Raw genomic sequence first — 17864 nt, 5'->3', positions numbered from 1 at the left:
TAAATCGATTTTAAAATCAAGACAAAAATGAATTAAAATTATTTCTTATTTATCTTTGGCCAGTAATGATATTTTATGAAGGATTTTTATTGCCTCCATCGGTGTTGTGTTGTTGATATCAATCCTTTTTATCTCTTCCATTAAAACATCCACCCTTTTTGCAAAAAGAGAAAACTGCTCGCCCATCTCCTCCTGATTTCCCCTTTTTTTATAGCTGATTTTGGGTTTTCCCTTATTATCAAGCTCTGTGTTTTCAAGGTTACATAGGACTTCTTTGGCCCTCTCTAAAATTTCTTTAGGAATACCGGCCAGCCTTGCTACCTGAATACCATAGCTCCTATCTGTACTTCCTGGAACAATTCTTCGTAAGAAGATAATTTCATTGTTCCATTCTTTAACTGCAAAGTTATAATTTCTTATCTTTTTTAGCACTAAAGATAAGTCTGCTAGCTCATGGTAATGAGTAGCAAAGAGTGTTTTTGCTTCTAATTTATCATGTATATATTCCACAATTGACCACGCAATACTTATTCCATCAAAAGTACTGGTTCCCCTTCCTATCTCATCGAGGATTATTAGACTCTTTTTAGTAGCATTATTGAGTATATTTGCTGCTTCATTCATTTCAACCATAAATGTGCTCTGGCCTCTTGTCAGAAAGTCTTGAGCCCCTACCCTTGTAAAAATCCTGTCTACCATACCAATTTCAGCCTGTTTTGCAGGAACAAAAGATCCTGTTTGTGCCATGAGGACTATTAAAGCCACCTGCCTTAGATAAGTAGATTTTCCAGCCATGTTGGGACCTGTTATGATTAATATTTGATTGTTCTCACAATCTATAAGCGCATCATTAGGGACAAACTTATTATTAACATCTATCTGTTCCAAGACAGGGTGTCTCCCTTCAGCAATGTGTATAACATCGTTCTCATTAATCTTTGGTTTAACGTAGTTATAAAGTGATGATGCTTCTGCAAATGATGCTAAGACATCTATTGTTGAGATGATACCAGCAATTTTTTGAATTCTATTAACTTCTTTAATTATGGATTCCCTGATCTCCTGAAAGATGTTATACTCCAAAACACAAATCTCTTCCTGTGCATTGAGTACTTTTATTTCATACTCTTTGAGTTCTGGAGTAATGTATCTCTCGGCATTCACTAAGGTCTGCTTTCTGATGTAATCTGGCGGGATCAGAGGGATATTTTTCTTAGTGACCTCAATGTAGTAACCAAAGACCTTGTTATAGCCAACCCTCAGACTATTAATGCCTGTCTTTTTCTTCTCTTGAGCCTCAAAATTTGAAATCCAATCCTTACCAGCTTTTGTAATTTTTCTTAACTCATCCAGTTTGCTGTTAAACCCCTCTTTGATCATTCCCCCTTCGTTTATAGAATATGGAGGATTTTCCTGTATAGATCGCTCAATCAGTTCACCAATATCTTGCAGGTTATCCCATTTGCTTAATAAGTCATTTAAAAGAGGAGAAGACGATTGGTTTATCAACTCATTCAGTCGTGGAAGAACAAGAACAGATTTTTTTAATGCCGAGAGGTCTCTTGCATTGGCTGCTGATAGAGATATTCGACCTGCTAACCTCTCCAGATCATAAACCTCCTTTAAGGCTTCTCTTACTTCACCTCTCAGAATCGTATTCGATAAAAATTCATCCACAACATCCTGTCTTTTTCTGATTTCTGATGCGTTTAAAAGGGGTCTTAATATCCATTTTTTTATTTTTCTTCCGCCCATTGGCGTGATGGTGAGATCAAGAATGTCTAAAAGAGACCCTTTTTTTGATTCATCTCCCAAGCTTTTTAAGAGTTCGAGATTCCTTTGGGTAGATGGATCAATAATCATATAATTTTCTGTGTTGTAATAAGTTAATTTATTGATGTGTGCTAGGGATGTTTTTTGAGTTTCTTGCAGATATTGCAATATCGCTCCTCCAGCCTGAACGGCCACCCTTCTTGATTCACAGCCATAGCCGTCGAGGGAGTTAACCTTAAAATAGTCTAAAAACAATCTATAGGCATGATCATAGGAAAAGACCCAATCATCATAAGGATTAATTGAAATATCAAGGGTTTTTATATAGTCAGATATCTCTTCATTGTCAGATATATTATTTGGTATTAATAATTCTCTTGGATTCCAGCGTGAAAGCTCATCCTTTAATTTTTGAAAGGGAGAAGTTCCATCTAACTCAGTAATAAAAAATTCTCCAGTAGATATGTCAGTAATTGCAAAGCCAATTACTTTTTCTTCACAGAAAACGAATGATGCGAGATACTGATTTTCTTTAGATCCAACCAGAGGAGAATTTAATATCGTTCCAGGCGTAACAATACGTATAACATTTCTCTTCACTATTCCTTTTGCTTTTTTAGGGTCTTCTATCTGTTCGCAGATGGCTACTTTATATCCCGCATTAATTAAACGTGCAATATAAGACTCAGATGCGTGGCATGGCACACCACACATAGGCACAGATTTATCCTTTTCTTTGTTTCTTGATGTTAAAGTAATTTCTAATACTTTTGATGCTATCTTAGCGTCTTCAAAGAACATTTCATAGAAATCACCCATTCTAAAAAAAAGGATAGCGTCTTTATGCTTGCTCTTTATATCAAGATATTGTCGCATCATTGGTGTAGACTCAGCCATAAGAAACCTCTGTTAAGTTAAAAGATACTGAAATCTATCATATTTCAATTTTTCAGTAAATAGATATAAAAGGTCTTAATAGATTTTTTATCCCTGCATCTTTAAGATAGAAAGAAGAGCTAAGGAATATATAAGAGCTGAGAGTAATAAAAGCCATTGAAATCCGAGAAAAATTGCCAAAATCATAGATAAGATCGAGCCCAAGATTGACGATACTCCATTCAGGCAAAAAGCCAGAGGAATGATTTCTTTATTTAAAAGGCCCGTTATCCGGATACCTAAAGGAAAGGGCATTCCCATAAAAAGCCCTATTGGTGCTATGATAAGAATTGTAATGATCGGTTTCATAAAAAAACTGCTGCCCAAAAAGAACCTGAGAACGGTAGGCAATAAAAGCCAATAGATAAAAATAAATGCTATTAATGTAGTTATTCTTAAAATCAATGAATTCTTGATCTCTAATAGAAGATTATTTCGGCTCACAAAACCTTTGTCTGTCAGATAACTCCCTATTCCTGAAAATAATAATACAGAGAAGAGGATAACAGAGAGGGAATATACAGGATGGCCTAAAAACAGAATAAATTTCTCTAAAAATATGATTTCAATAAAAATAAACCCAAAACCTAATGCGATAAAATAAATGGATGTATAGATGTTTAACTTCGAGATAAATTTTATCCCTTTGGATAGAGAGATGGGTAAAAATATCAATAAGATACTAATTAAAAAGGCCTGGGCTAAGATTATGGGTAAAAGATATCCTCCTTCAAAAAAAGGCTGCCATTTTTCACCCATTAATCTATATGTTTCAGGAATCTTGTTCCATCTAAGAAAATGAAAGAAAAAGGGATTATCGTCTGTAACTGGCGATAAATCAAAGATATAGTTATTCAAGACGTCTTTATTTTTATTGTTTAAGAGATTATCTACTAAATCAAAGTAGTAAGGCTTTAAAAACCTATTGAATATATTGACCTCTTCTTTTTTTATTCCTGGAAAATAGACCGTATCAAACCCCCTGTTTTTACAAAAATCTTTTATCACGCTTACATCCTTTCTACCAAAACCATCCTTTTTGAGTAGAAAGGTAATTGTTCCCCAGCTCCTTATTAAAGAGATATGATTTTGAGGGTTTGATATACCGAGTTCTTCCAATGCCCTTTTTGCAATGGAAACTAGCCTCACCCCTTCTTTTGGCGGTGGAATAAGATACCTGGTAACGGTAAAAATCCCTTCTGGCGTGAGGTGGTTGTAAAAATCTTTAAATGCTTCTACAGTATAGAGATAACTCTCCCTAAGGCTGTAGAGGCCTGTAGAGGCTGCTGAAGGGTTATCAGATAGGGATATATTGATGATATCATATCTCTTTCTTGTCTTCCTGATATAGCTTCTCCCCTCCTCACTTATGACATTTATTCTTTTATCGCGGTATATTCTTCCAGAAAACACGGCATATTCCCCTTTGACAGCATTGATGATAAGCGGGTTAGGCTCTAAAGCCTCTATATAAGGGATTTTATGGCACAGTGCTCCAAGGACATCTATACCCCCATTTGAGCCGATTATTAATAGATTCTTTGCTTTTTTAAGATGATATACCAGGGCAGAGGGTAGAAAATCTGTAAATGCTAGACACTTTTCACTTCCGTCAAAATAGGTGATGCTGTTGAGATTGTCTCCATCTATTGTAATACCAAGCTGAGGCGGGAGAGCTTTGTTGTATTTTAGGCTTAATCCCGGAGCAAACCTCACTGCCGGGCTTCCTATAATATCGACCCTTGAAAAAGAGTTCCAATAGGTATTCAAGATTTTAGCGTTTTTATATGTCAGGGATAATTTTAATGCTTTATAAGGAGAAATCGATATTTGAAGAAAGGGAGGAGGAAAGACCAAAAGAGCTAAGAATAAAGCTACTGTTACTAAAGCTAAGGCTTTATATGCTCTTGATAAATTATAAGAAAAAGCGAAGAAGGCAGCCCCTCCAACAAGAGAAACAAATACAATCGTCCCCTCCCCTTTTAGAGGTGAAAAAAGCTGGGTTACGATAAGACATCCTATGGCTGAGCCTGTCAGGTTAAAGAAGTAGAGTTTACTTGATTTCTCCGGCAGTTTCGTAAATAGGATAGCGAGACATAGTCCAAAGAAAAAAAACGGTATGCTCAAAAATAGATAGTAAAGCAGGATATAGAGAGACTGATTCGTATCCCAGGCAATGCGAACGGGATCAAAAGGAATTGTATTGAAGATACAATAACCCAGTATGTTACTTATGCAGAATAACAAAGAGATGATTGAGAGTGTTTTTTGGATTTGAAAATCTAATATCTTGGGAAAGACAAAAAGGAAAGAGCCCCCTGCCCCAAGACCAAGCAGAGCAATACTAATCACCAGATAGGCGAAATGATGCCATTGGGATACGGAGATAACCCTAACAAGGGAGATCTCGAGGATTAAGGTAGCCGTTGATATCAGAAATATGCCAATATAAAGCGATAAGGATCTCTGTTCTTCCATTATTTATCTTGTATTAGGATATAATGAATATTTATTATATTATACCAAAAACTACAAACCTTGTATTAATATTAAAAAAGAAAGAATCTCTCATTGTATAATCTATTAAATAAAAGACCTCTTGTAATCTTAACTATATCTTATATTGCTGGTCTGATAATAGGTTTATTCATATTAAATTCGATATTTTTAATTGTAATTTTCTCTTTTCTAATTTTATTATCTATCATCTTACGAAAAAAACTATCTACAATTACTATTATTTCCATCTTTTTTATTTTATTCGGACTGTTTCGTGTTTATATACATACCTTTCCCTTTCCCAACAACCATATTTCTAATGTTATTAATGATAAAAAAAAGGTTAATCTTGAAGGTGTAATTATTTCACCACCTCAATTTAAACTGGATAAGACAAGATTTATCATAGAGGCAAAAAAGATATATTCTCGAGAAGAAACAAAAATTGTGAATGGAAAAGTTAAAATAACCATTTATGAACCTTATGTCAATTTAAAGTATAAAGACGAGGTTTTAGTTAAAAAGATAAGACTACATCCACCTATAGGTTTTCAAAATTTTAATACTTTTAATTACCAAAGTTATATGCAGAGACAGGGAATATATGTTATTGGAGGTGTATCGAAAGGATCAAGGGTTGAGGTTTTAAAAAGAACCGAGACAGGAATTATCAACACCCTTTTTAAGATAAAAGATAAGGTACTAGAAAATATAGATACTAACTTACCTTTTCCCAATAATGGAATCATAAAGGCAATTGTCTGGGGAGAGAGGGGTTTATTAGACAGGTATATAATAGAGATGTTTAATAACTCTGGCATTGCGCATCTCCTTGCCATATCTGGTCTCCATCTGGGATTTATAGCATTCGCTTCGTTCTTTTTAATATATAAATTGATCTTTTATATACAATATCTAATTATCCCTAAAGGAATAACTTATTATGACTCTAGAAAGATTGCGGCTCTTTTTACTATATTTCCTATATTTATATATGCAATCATGGTAGGAAATAGGATACCTACCCTAAGGGCCGGTATCATGATATATACATATTTATTTGCTATAATCCTTGACCGACACAGAGACCTTTATAATATTTTGGCCCTGGCAGTCATAATTCTTTTAATATGGAATCCCCTATCCTTCTACGATATTGGATTTCAACTTTCTTTTATAGCAGTATTGGGAATTACCTTTTGTATTTCCAATTTTTTATATAATAACACCGAGATAAGAAAAGAAGAATTTAACTTTTATTCCTTTATCAAGAAGAAGGTTTTTCAATATTTAATTGTATCTCTTGCAGCTTCCTTAAGTGTACTACCAATTATAGCAATATATTTTAATAAGCTAATTTTTGTAAGTCCCCTATCTAATTCTATTGTTCTACCTTTTGCCTCATTTTTAATTCCATTGGCTCTATTTTCATCATTTTTGGGATTAATCTATACTCCTTTAATAAAACTTACTTCTTGGACTATAAATATTTTCACATCAATTATATTCTATCTTGCTAAGTTCTTCTCTTCTTTACCCTTTTCATATATCTTTATATCAAAACCGTCTTTATTAATTCTTTTATTATATTATACAGCGCTTTTCACTATATTTTTTTATAAAAAGAGAGTTTTAAAACGAGTACTTATTACTTTACTTCTGTTATTATCAATCTTATTTTATTCATCAAAATTTATTTTAAATAGTAATAACTCCTTAATGGTAACCTTTCTTGATGTAGGGCAAGGAGAATCAACCTTTATCAGAACCCCATCACACCAAAGCATATTGATTGACGGCGGTGGAGCATATAATAATGGTTTTAAAATTGGAGAAAAGGTTGTTCTTCCCTTTTTATTGAATCATGGGGTTAAGAAGATAGATCTTATGATTGCAACTCATCCACATCCTGATCATATGAAGGGCTTAGTTGACATAGTAAATACACTAAAAGTAAAGGAGATATTTCTCAATAAGGACAATCCTAATTACAACTTTTATAGAGAACTCAATGATGCAGCATTTAAAAAAGAAATAAAGATAAAGAGAATCTCTTCACCTTTTCACTATAAATTAGGTGAGGTTCAAATTACATTTTTTCATCCATCAGATGAATTTAGTAGTATAAATAGTAAGATAAAAGATGAAAATAATAGATCATTGGTTTTTAAATTAATATATAGAAAATTTAGCATTCTTTTTGCAGGCGATATACAAAACAAAGCTGAAGAATATATTCTAGCTAATATTTATCCTTTAAAAGCTAACATATTAAAAATACCACATCATGGGAGCAGAGCCTCCTCAATAGAAGAATTTTTAAGAGAAGTAGATCCAGATATATCAATAATCTCTCTAGGTCGATATAATTGGTTTCGACTCCCATCTTTAGATGTTATCGAGAAGCTAAAAGAAAGGGATATTGAAATCTATCGCACTGATAAACATGGATCAATTCGTGTGATAAGTAACGGAAGTGAATGTTTCGTTAAAACATTTAATTAAATGGATCTGAGTTACAATCCATTTGACAACCCATTGTCTTTTTGTTACTTTCGTTTCCATGGAGACTGAGATTAGAATAAAAGAAGAGACATTAAATGCTTTTAAAAAAGCCCGCTCAGCAGCAGTGTTAACAGGTGCTGGAGTCTCAGCAGAGAGCGGTGTTCCAACCTTCAGGGGAAAAGATGGATTGTGGCGTAACTTCAGGGCTGAGGAGCTTGCAACCCCTTCTGCCTTTTCCAGAGACCCGAAGCTTGTCTGGGAGTGGTACAGCTGGAGGCGAGAGATCATCCGTGATATAAAGCCCAATCCGGCCCATAACATCATTGCTGAATGGGAGAATACCTTCAATGATTTTTGTCTTATAACACAAAACGTGGATGGTTTGCACGCCAAAGCAGGAAGCCAAAAGATTTTGGAGCTCCATGGAAATATTTGGAGGGTTCGCTGCACAAAAGAAGAAAAGACTTTTTTGAATCATGAGGTATTATCAGACAACGTTCCTCCCCTTTGTGAGTGCAGTGCACTCTTTCGGCCTGATGTTGTCTGGTTTGGAGAAGCTCTCCCCGAGGGTATTATTTCTAAGGCTTTGGAAAATATCAGAAGATGCGAACTTTTTTTTGTTATTGGGACCTCTGCTATTGTTGAGCCTGCAGCTTCTCTACCATTAATTGCAAAACAATCTGGTGCCTATGTCATAGAGATAAATATAGACAGGACACCCATCTCGCACTTTATGGACGATACCTATTTAGGAAAGGCGGGGGAGATATTACCTTGCCTTCACAGCGAATCATTAAAATTGAGGGAATGAAAATGGAGATCAGGGCTGTTAGAGGGGTTAAAGATATTCTGCCTCACGAAGTGAGAAAATGGCAAATTGTTGAAATGGCGGCAAGGGATATATTTGAAACCTATGGTTTTTCAGAGATAAAAATCCCTATCTTTGAAAACACTGCTCTTTTTGCAAGAGGTATAGGAGAGACCACAGATATCGTTGAAAAGGAGATGTATTCTTTTGTTGATAAAGGAGGAGAAGAGATTACCCTGAGGCCTGAAGCCACGGCTTCTGTAGTGCGAGCTTATATAGAGCATAAACTCTATAAACACCCTTCTGTTCTAAAGGTCTATTGTTTAGGGCCGATGTTCAGGTATGAGCGTCCCCAGGCAGGGAGGCAGCGTCAGTTTTACCAAATTAACGTTGAAGCCCTTGGTTCTGATAATCCCTCTTTGGATGCTGAGATTATCTCCATGTTAGATCAATATCTGGACAGGTTAGAAATTGAAAACAAAAGCCTTCTTATTAATAGCCTGGGATGTAAAGAGTGCCGTCCCCAATTTAAAGAAGCCCTGACTTTCTTTCTTGAGAAGAAGATTAATCGTTTATGTAAGAACTGTAAGAACAGGTTTAAAAGAAACCCTTTAAGAATTCTCGACTGCAAAGAGGATGATTGTAAAAAGGCTCTGGTTGATGCCCCTACGACTAGGGAATTTGTATGCAAGGATTGTTATGAACACTTTAAAGAGGTCCTACGTCTTCTTTCCCAATTGAAAATAGATTACAAGATAGAAGACCATCTGGTAAGAGGGCTTGATTATTACACAAGAACTGCCTTTGAGATCACGGTCAAAGGATTGGGTGCCCAGAATGCTATTGCTGGGGGAGGAAGGTACGATAATCTCGTGGAAGAAGTAGGCGGTCCCCCTACCCCTGCTTTTGGTTTTGCTATTGGTTTAGAGAGGTTGGTATCAGTTCTCAATATAAAAATGCTTGAAAGTGGTCCAACAGTATTTATCGCATCCCTAGGGAAAAAGGCTGAAGAAGTTGCCTTTAAAATCCTTGATAAACTGAGGTCCAGGGGTATCAGTTCTGAAAAGGATTATGAACCTAAAAGTCTTAAGAGCCAGATGCGAAAAGCAGATAAGTATAATGTGAAATACGTAATGATATTAGGGGATGATGAGATAAATAAGGGTACCTTAATACTGAAAAATATGAGAGATGGAAAACAAGAAGAGATTGAAATCACAGGGGCTGAAGATCATATCCATAAATTGTTAAAGGGATAATTTTTCTATTTATTTAGGGGGGGTGAAAAAATGATAAGAAAGCCGGCAGTAGCCGGACAGTTTTATCCGCATGATGGATCTGAAGTAAGGAAACAGATAAAAGAATTTACAGTTGAAGATGTAAAGAAAGAAAAGGTTATTGCTGCTGTTTGTCCTCATGCAGGTTATATATACTCAGGAGGGGTTGCTGGCGAGGTTTACTCGAGGATCCAATTACCCAAAAATATCGTTATCATAGGCCCAAACCACACAGGCATTGGTGCCCCTGCTTCTGTTATGGCTGATGGGGAATGGGAAATGCCCACAGGCAACGTGAAGATTAATTCTGAACTTGCAAACGCAATAATTAACCAATCAAGATATCTCAAGAACGATTCTATGGGCCATGTAAGAGAACACTCCCTCGAAGTTCAATTACCTTTTATCCAGTATTTTATTGAAGACTTTACCATTGTTCCTATTTCATTAATGCGAAGCGATTACGAGATCTGTGAAGATGTGGGAAATGCTATTTATAAAGGAATAGAAGCTATCGATAAAGAGACTTTAATCATTGCCAGTACAGATATGACCCACTATGAATCTCATGAGTCTGCTGTGGAAAAGGATAAGAAGGCTATAGACGAGATATTGAAACTTAATTCAGAAGGTCTTTATACTACTATAAAGGAAAATCACATCTCTATGTGTGGATTTATACCTACGACTACTACGATCATTGCATCGAAACTCTTAGGAGCAAAGGAGTGTGAGCTCATAAGATATACTACATCAGGAGAGGTCAGCGGTGATTACGAACATGTGGTAGGATATGCTGGTCTCTTGATAAAATAATGGATAAGGGATAATTATCATGAAAGAAACTGTCAGAGTCAGGTTCGCGCCCAGCCCGACAGGTTATCTGCATATTGGAGGGGCAAGAACAGCTATATATAACTGGCTCTATGCACGCCATAACGAGGGCGTGTTCGTTTTGCGCATTGAAGACACTGACAGGACGAGATCCACTGATGAATATATAGAGGCGATCATTGACGGGATGAAATGGCTTGGTCTTGACTGGGATGAAGGCCCCTACAGACAGACGGACCGTCTTGATATATACAAAAGCAATATTTGGAAATTGCTGGATGAAGATAAAGCGTATTACTGTTACTGTTCTCCAGACGAGCTCGAACAGAAGAGACAGGCTGCAATAAAAGCAGGAGAAACGTCGAAATATGACGGCAGGTGCCGGGAAAGGAAGGAGCCGGTTGCTGGCGTAACCCCTGTTGTGAGATTCAAGATGCCTAAGGCCGGTACGACAGTTGTCGAGGATGATATAAAGGGAAATGTAACTTACGAGAATTCAATGTTCGATGATTTTATAATCCTCCGTTCAGATGAAAGTCCAACGTATAATTTTGTTGTTGTGGTTGATGATATGGATATGAACATTACTCATGTCATCCGCGGTGACGACCATCTGAACAATACTCCGAAGCAGATTCATATCTACAGAGCACTTGGCTGCGAAGTGCCTCACTTTGCACATCTTCCAATGATACTCGGATCAGATAAAGCAAGGCTTAGCAAGAGACATGGGGCAACCTCTGTTCAGGCCTATCGGGAGATGGGCTACCTGCCCGAAGCGCTCTTAAACTATCTCGTGCGACTTGGCTGGTCATATGGTGACCAGGAAATCTTTTCGAAGGATGAGTTGGTAGAGAAGTTCACTCTCGAGAATGCAGGAAAATCTGCGGCTGTCTTCAACCCCGAAAAACTGCACTGGATAAACAGTCAGTATATAATCAATACATCGTCAAAACAACTGACTGAACTTGTAATACCATTCCTCGAAAAGGAGCATATAATCAGTGGAGAAGAGACTCTTGACAAGGAATGGCTAGAAAGAGCGGTTGAAACATTAAGAAAGCGTTCAAAAACGCTTGTCGAACTTGCAAAAACACTTAGCTACTATATTGCAGAAGAGGTAAAATACGAGGAAAAATCAAAAGAAAAATTTCTGAATGAAAAGAGCCTTCCCTATCTTAAGGATCTGGAAGGAGCTTTGTCTGACCTACCTGATTTCAGGAAAGAAGCACTCGAAAAAGTATTTGTAAAGATAATAGAAAAACATCAGATCAAGCTAAAACATCTTGCACAGCCTGTTCGTGTTGCAATGACAGGGGACACAAAAAGTCCAGGAATCTTTGAACTGCTGGAAATTATCGGAAAAGAAAAGACGTTGAAAAGGCTTGAAAGGGCAATACGGACAATAGAAGCTTCTTAATTATTTATAAATACACTTTTGGAGAAATACGATTATGAGCAGAGAAGAAACGCCTACTACATCAAATTTTATTAAAGAGATTATAGACGACGATCTTAAGACGAATAAATATGAAGGTCGGGTACATACGCGTTTTCCTCCAGAGCCAAACGGCTATCTCCATATAGGTCATGCAAAATCGATATGCCTTAATTTCGGCCTTGCCGCTGAATACAATGGACTCTGCAATCTTCGGTTCGATGACACGAATCCCGTAAAGGAAGAAGAGGAATATGTTGAATCAATCAAGAAAGATGTGAAGTGGCTTGGTTTCGATTGGGAAGACAGGGAATATTATGCCTCTGACTATTTTGACCAACTCTATGAATATGCATTAAAGCTCATTAAAGATGGCAAGGCGTATGTTGACGATCAAAGCGCTGATGAAATACGGAAGAATCGTGGTACCCTGACAGAACCCGGAAGAGAAAGTCCGTATCGTAACCGTTCTGTCGAAGAGAACCTTGAACTGTTCGAGAGGATGGGGGCAGGCGAGTTTCCAGACGGTTCTCGTGTGCTTCGTGCTAAAATCGATATGTCATCCGGAAATATCAATATGCGAGATCCGGTGATGTACCGAGTCCTCCATGCCACTCATCATCGAACCGGTGACAAATGGTGCATCTATCCGATGTACGACTGGGCCCATGGTCAAAGTGATTCTATTGAAAGAATTACTCATTCTATATGTACCCTGGAATTTGAGGACCACCGTCCCCTCTATGACTGGTTTGTGGATAACCTTGGAATATACCATCCTCAGCAGATCGAGTTCGCCCGTCTGAATCTCGGTTATACTGTTATGAGCAAACGCAAGCTCTTGCAATTGGTAAAGGAAGGACATGTCAAAGGATGGGACGATCCAAGAATGCCGACGATTTCGGGAATGCACAGGAGAGGTTACACCCCTGAAGCAATACGCAGCTTCTGTAATCGTATAGGAGTGGCAAAAAGTGACAGTATTGTTGACATTGCACTCCTTGAATACTGCATCCGCGAGAATCTGAACAAGTGTGCTCCGCGAGTGATGGCCGTTTTGAGACCGCTCAAAGTTGTTATTGATAACTATCCTGAAGACAAAGCAGAAGAACTCGAAGCGGAAAACAATCCTGAGGACCCCTCAGCCGGCACAAGAAAAGTCCCTTTTTCACGAGTTATTTACATTGAACAAGATGACTTCCGGGAAGATCCTCCGAAGAAATACTTCAGGCTTGCTCCTGGTCGCGAGGCAAGACTTAAACATGCCTATATTATCAAATGTGAAAAAGTTGTGAAAGATGAGAAGACCGGTGACGTAGTTGAACTCCGTTGTACCTTTGATCCGAAAACGAGGAGTGGTTCTCTGCAGGAGGGACGAAAGGTAAAGGGAACTCTTCATTGGGTATCTGCTGAACATGCGCTGAAGGCTGAAGTTTGTCTGTATGATCGTCTTTTTACTGTGGAGGATCCCGGTAGCGAGGATGATATGAAGTCTTGCATCAATCCACACTCTCTTGAGATCTTGAAAGAGTGCTATGTTGAACCAAGCCTGAAAGATGCAAAACCCGGAAGCATTTACCAGTTTTTACGATTGGGCTATTTCTGCGTAGATCCTGATTCTAAAAGTGGTTCACTCGTATTCAACAGGACAGTATCACTTCGCGATACATGGGCAAAGATAGAGAAAGCACAAAAGGGAAATAAGAACTCATAATTTTTGGAAAGTGTTATCGACTGTATAAAAGGTGATCGAGAGCTGATTTTTTCTTGACTGTGCTCTGCTTGTAATTTATATTTATAAAACTTCATATCAAATATGGGGAGTCGTCTAGCGGCAGGACACCAGACTCTGGATCTGGGTACAGAGGTTCGAATCCTCTCTCCCCAGCCATGATGGCCCCATCGTCTAGAGGCCTAGGACGCCGCCCTCTCACGGCGGTAACAGGGGTTCGAATCCCCTTGGGGCTACCAAATTATTCTTTTCGAATCGGCAAATCTTTTCTATCAGGCAGTGTCAGGGTCATTCCTGCAAACAATATTGGTAGAAAAGCAACCCCTGCCAGAGCTGACCATATTCCATAGAGGTCTGCAACCTTGCCGAGCAAAGGTGCGGCAACTCCTCCAATCGCAACCGCAGCCCCAATCGTTATTCCTGATGACAATCCAATATGATTAGGCAGATAATTCTGTCCCATCACGATCAGCGGGCTGTAGACAGCGAAAATTGCCATTCCTATCGGAGCTAAGAGAAACATGGCGATATGGGGATTGCTCACCCATATTAGGGCCGGCATAAGGGGAATAAGGACGCTAAACCCGATAAACATGATTTTAATGTGGCCGAAACGGTCGGCCAGCTTTCCACCGAGTATATTTCCGATGACGCCTGATGCAGACATGATGGTAAGTGCGGTTGCTCCTGACACCTTTGACTGGTTCAGGACGCTGATCCAATATAAGGGGATAAAAGTATTAAGACTGTAAAAAAGAATAGAGCGGCCAATGACATTAAAGGTCAGACGGGTAAAAGGAGCCCACGCATCAGGAAGTGTCTTGGAAATCGTATCTTCCGCATGAGTATTAGCTGTTTTTTCGAACTTTGAAAAATTGGAAATCTGAGAAGCCATAACAATAGCTATGAGGCTCGCCGGCACCAAGAGAATAAGTGTACCCTTCAATCCAAAAAAAATAAGAGCCATGGTCGCGAATATCGGTCCGACTGCAAAGCCAAGAGTGCCCCCTACACCAAAGAGGCTCATTGCCATTCCCTTCTCTTCTCCCGAAGCAAAATTAACAAGACGTGCCCCTTCAGGATGGTATGCAGCGACACCGATGCCGCTGAGAATTGCTGCTATGATTATAAGCTCATAGCTTGTAAAAAGCCCTATCAGGGAAATACCAAATCCTGCCAGGAAAACTCCAAGCGGCAATAACCAGGGTTTTGAAAAACGATCTGCAGCATGCCCGAATAAGGGCTGCACAAGCGTGGATGCAAAATTGGAGGCAAATACGATGCCTGCGGCTGCCATATATGAGAGGTGATGTTCAAAAATCAAAAAAGGCAACAGTGCAGGCACTGCCCCCTGATTTATATCTGTAAACATATGCCCCAATGAGAGTAACCCGACAAGCCTATATTTCACTGTTTTGTTCCTCAACAGGCATAACTTTTTAAATATTTACTAAAGAGACCAATCCAGTATTCGAGCTTATCAAAATCGTTATGATAGATTTCTAAAAAAGAACAAGAAAAAACCCCCGGCCGAAACCAGGGGTTTTCTCTCTTTTATAGAAATTTTTTATGTCCCTATTTCCCAGGACTTAAGATAGATTTTTTGTTTTCTTGTCAATTTATCTATCTTCACACCCAGGGAATCAAGATTTAACTTAGCAATATACCGATCTATCTCTTCTGGGACATTATAGACCTTTTTTTCGAGCTTTTTCCCTTTCTTTACCAAAAATTCTGCGCAAAGGGCCTGGTTGGCAAAGCTCATATCCATAACACTAGAAGGATGGCCTTCAGCTGCGGTTAAATTTATTAGCCTGCCATCTCCCAGAAGATTTATTCTTTTACCATTTGTTAAAGTAAATTCTTCTATAAACTCTCTTATCTTCCTTTTTTTCTTAGTTATTTTCTTTAAAATATTAATATCTAACTCTACATTGAAGTGTCCAGAATTAGCTATAATCGCTCCATCTTTCATTAATTTGAAATGCTCTTTTCTTATTACCTCAATATCACCGGTCAGTGTTACAAAGAAATCACCAATCTTTGCAGCTTCTGAAATGGGCATCACCTCGAATCCATCCATAATCGCCTCAAGACCTCTTAAAGGATCAACTTCAGTAACAACCACCCTTCCACCACATCCTTTTGCTCTCATGGCTACCCCTTTCCCGCACCAACCATAACCGCAAACAACAAAAACAGACCCGGCAATTAAGCGGTTTGTAGCTCTAATAATTCCATCCAGTGTACTTTGGCCTGTTCCGTATCTGTTATCAAAGAGGTGTTTTGTCGTCGCATCATTAACAGCAATAAGAGGAAATTTTAATACCCCTTTATCAGCCATGCTTTTCAATCTTATAACCCCTGTTGTTGTCTCCTCTGTCCCTCCAATAATGCTCTTTATCAATTCCTTTCTTTCGGAATGGACTGTAGACACCAAATCTGCCCCGTCATCCATGGTAGTATGGGGTTTGATATCAAGGGTTTTGTTTATGTGTTGATAGTAGGTCTTATTGTCCTCTCCATTTATGGCAAAAACAGGAACCTTGCTATCCTTTACTAGCGATGCAGCAACGTCATCTTGCGTGCTTAAAGGGTTTGAAGCACACAAGGCTACTTGTGCTCCACCAGATTTAAGTGTTTTCATAAGGCTTGCTGTTTCTGTAGTAACGTGAAGGCATGCAGCTATTTTAAAACCTTTCAGGGGTTTTTCCTTTTCAAATCTTTTTTTAATCAGATTCAATACGGGCATACTTCGATTAGCCCATTCAATTCTCAGCCTTCCCTTTTTTGCTAATGAAATATCTTTTATATCACAATCCATTATTCTGTTTCTCCTTGAATATTAAATTTGTCTATAAACCAGCATCCTTCTTTAAGATTTTTGCCTTATCTGTCTTCTCCCATGTGAACTCTGGTTCATTTCTACCAAAATGGCCATAGACAGCGGTCTTTTTATAGATTGGACGTCTCAAATCCAGAGCCTTTATAATAGCAGCTGGTTTTAAATCAAAATTATCCCGAACCATCTCCCTTATCTTTTTATCCTCTATTTTTCCTGTACCAAAGGTATCTACCATTACAGATACCGGATCAGACACTCCGATAGCATAGGCTAATTGTATTTCGCATTTATCTGAAATACCTGCTGCTACGATATTTTTGGCGATATATCGAGCCATATAAGAAGCAGACCTATCAACCTTTGTTGGATCTTTTCCTGAAAAACATCCTCCTCCATGGCTACCAATACCCCCATAGGTATCAACGATTATCTTTCTTCCTGTTAACCCTGTATCTCCCTTTGGACCTCCGATAACAAATCTTCCTGTTGGATTAATATGGTATTTTATATTTTCTTCATCAAAAATCTCACGAGGAACTACAGGTTTTATTACCTTCTCGATAATATCTTCTCTTACTTCCTTTAAAGTAATGTCATCGCTGTGTTGTGTCGAGATAACAATGTTATCTATTCTTGACGGCATTCCATTGATATATTCGATGGTAACCTGAGATTTTCCATCTGGTCTTAAGTAGTGAAGCATATCTTTTTTTCTTACGTAGGAAAGCTGTTTGACCAATTTATGAGCAACCATAATGGGTGCAGGCATCAGTTCAGGGGTTTCATTTGTAGCGTATCCAAACATAAGCCCCTGGTCACCAGCTCCCTGCTCTTTCTGTGTTTCTGGGTCTTCGTCTACGCCCCTGGCTATATCAGGTGATTGCTCATCTATAGAGGTAATAACAGCACAGGTCTCGTAGTCAAAGCCGAATTTAGCCCTTGTGTAGCCAATATCTTTGATGGTATCCCTTACTATCTTGGGAATATCAACATAACAGCTCGTGGTTATCTCTCCTGCTACAAAGGCTAAGCCTGTTGTAACGAGTGTCTCACAAGCTACTCTCCCCATAGGGTCCTTTTCATAAATAGCATCTAAAACAGCATCAGATATCTGATCAGCAATCTTGTCAGGATGTCCTTCTGCTACAGATTCAGAGGTAAAAAAATAATTTTTTTTACTCATTTTTATATCTCTCCTTAAATTAATCTTTTAATAT

Annotated in this window: 11 protein-coding genes and 2 tRNA genes; 8 read left to right on the top strand and 5 right to left on the bottom strand. The window is 38.1% G+C overall.

Annotated elements, in window-relative coordinates; translation table 11 throughout:
* Window positions 1-45 precede the first annotated feature (45 nt).
* Together mutS and VMW81_09225 are read right to left on the bottom strand one after the other, a co-directional pair.
* On the bottom strand, window positions 46-2670 hold the full coding sequence (mutS, locus tag VMW81_09230; protein HUU51122.1) for a DNA mismatch repair protein MutS: 2625 nt from the start codon (window positions 2668-2670) through the stop codon (window positions 46-48).
* A gap of 87 nt (window positions 2671-2757) precedes the next feature.
* Complete coding sequence (locus VMW81_09225) at window positions 2758-5187, bottom strand: hypothetical protein (GenBank protein HUU51121.1); 2430 nt, start codon at window positions 5185-5187, stop codon at window positions 2758-2760.
* Between the two features lie 93 nt (window positions 5188-5280).
* Between VMW81_09225 and VMW81_09220 the strand changes: the two genes are divergently transcribed.
* The 8 genes from VMW81_09220 (at window position 5281) to VMW81_09185 (ending at window position 14041) form a co-directional block, all read left to right on the top strand.
* Entirely contained in the window at window positions 5281-7713 is a 2433-nt protein-coding gene (locus tag VMW81_09220) for a DNA internalization-related competence protein ComEC/Rec2 (protein ID HUU51120.1), read from the top strand.
* 22 nt (window positions 7714-7735) lie between these two features.
* Window positions 7736-8524 carry an NAD-dependent deacylase gene (locus VMW81_09215; protein ID HUU51119.1) on the top strand — a complete coding sequence of 263 codons (789 nt, stop codon included), beginning with the start codon at window positions 7736-7738 and terminating at the stop codon, window positions 8522-8524.
* 2 nt (window positions 8525-8526) lie between these two features.
* Entirely contained in the window at window positions 8527-9780 is a 1254-nt protein-coding gene (gene hisS / locus VMW81_09210) for a histidine--tRNA ligase (GenBank protein ID HUU51118.1), read from the top strand.
* Window positions 9781-9810: 30 nt separating this feature from the next.
* Complete coding sequence (gene amrB / locus VMW81_09205) at window positions 9811-10614, top strand: AmmeMemoRadiSam system protein B (protein HUU51117.1); 804 nt, start codon at window positions 9811-9813, stop codon at window positions 10612-10614.
* A 19-nt stretch (window positions 10615-10633) separates the two neighbouring features.
* Window positions 10634-12052 carry a glutamate--tRNA ligase gene (gene gltX / locus VMW81_09200; protein ID HUU51116.1) on the top strand — a complete coding sequence of 473 codons (1419 nt, stop codon included), beginning with the start codon at window positions 10634-10636 and terminating at the stop codon, window positions 12050-12052.
* Window positions 12053-12086: 34 nt separating this feature from the next.
* The gene (locus tag VMW81_09195; GenBank protein ID HUU51115.1) at window positions 12087-13784 is read left to right on the top strand and encodes a glutamine--tRNA ligase/YqeY domain fusion protein; all 1698 of its coding nucleotides are present in this window, start codon (window positions 12087-12089) and stop codon (window positions 13782-13784) included.
* Window positions 13785-13887: 103 nt separating this feature from the next.
* Window positions 13888-13961, top strand: a tRNA-Gln gene (locus tag VMW81_09190).
* A 4-nt stretch (window positions 13962-13965) separates the two neighbouring features.
* Window positions 13966-14041: transfer RNA gene (locus VMW81_09185), tRNA-Glu, on the top strand.
* Window positions 14042-14043: 2 nt separating this feature from the next.
* Here the strand turns inward: VMW81_09185 and VMW81_09180 are convergent.
* The 3 genes from VMW81_09180 to metK all read right to left on the bottom strand — a co-directional run bounded on the left by VMW81_09180 (window position 14044) and on the right by metK (window position 17830).
* On the bottom strand, window positions 14044-15213 hold the full coding sequence (locus tag VMW81_09180; GenBank protein ID HUU51114.1) for an MFS transporter: 1170 nt from the start codon (window positions 15211-15213) through the stop codon (window positions 14044-14046).
* A 156-nt stretch (window positions 15214-15369) separates the two neighbouring features.
* Entirely contained in the window at window positions 15370-16626 is a 1257-nt protein-coding gene (gene ahcY, locus VMW81_09175; GenBank protein HUU51113.1) for an adenosylhomocysteinase, read from the bottom strand.
* Between the two features lie 31 nt (window positions 16627-16657).
* A complete protein-coding gene (gene metK, locus VMW81_09170; protein HUU51112.1) occupies window positions 16658-17830 on the bottom strand; it encodes a methionine adenosyltransferase in 1173 nt (390 codons plus the stop codon).
* Window positions 17831-17864 lie beyond the last annotated feature (34 nt).

It is taken from the genome of Nitrospinota bacterium (assembly GCA_035528715.1).
In the GTDB taxonomy this organism is placed as follows: Bacteria; JADFOP01; JADFOP01; order DATKYB01; family DATKYB01; genus DATKYB01.
Note: the sequence above shows the minus strand (reverse complement) of the source record. Positions and strands in the feature narration are given on the sequence as shown.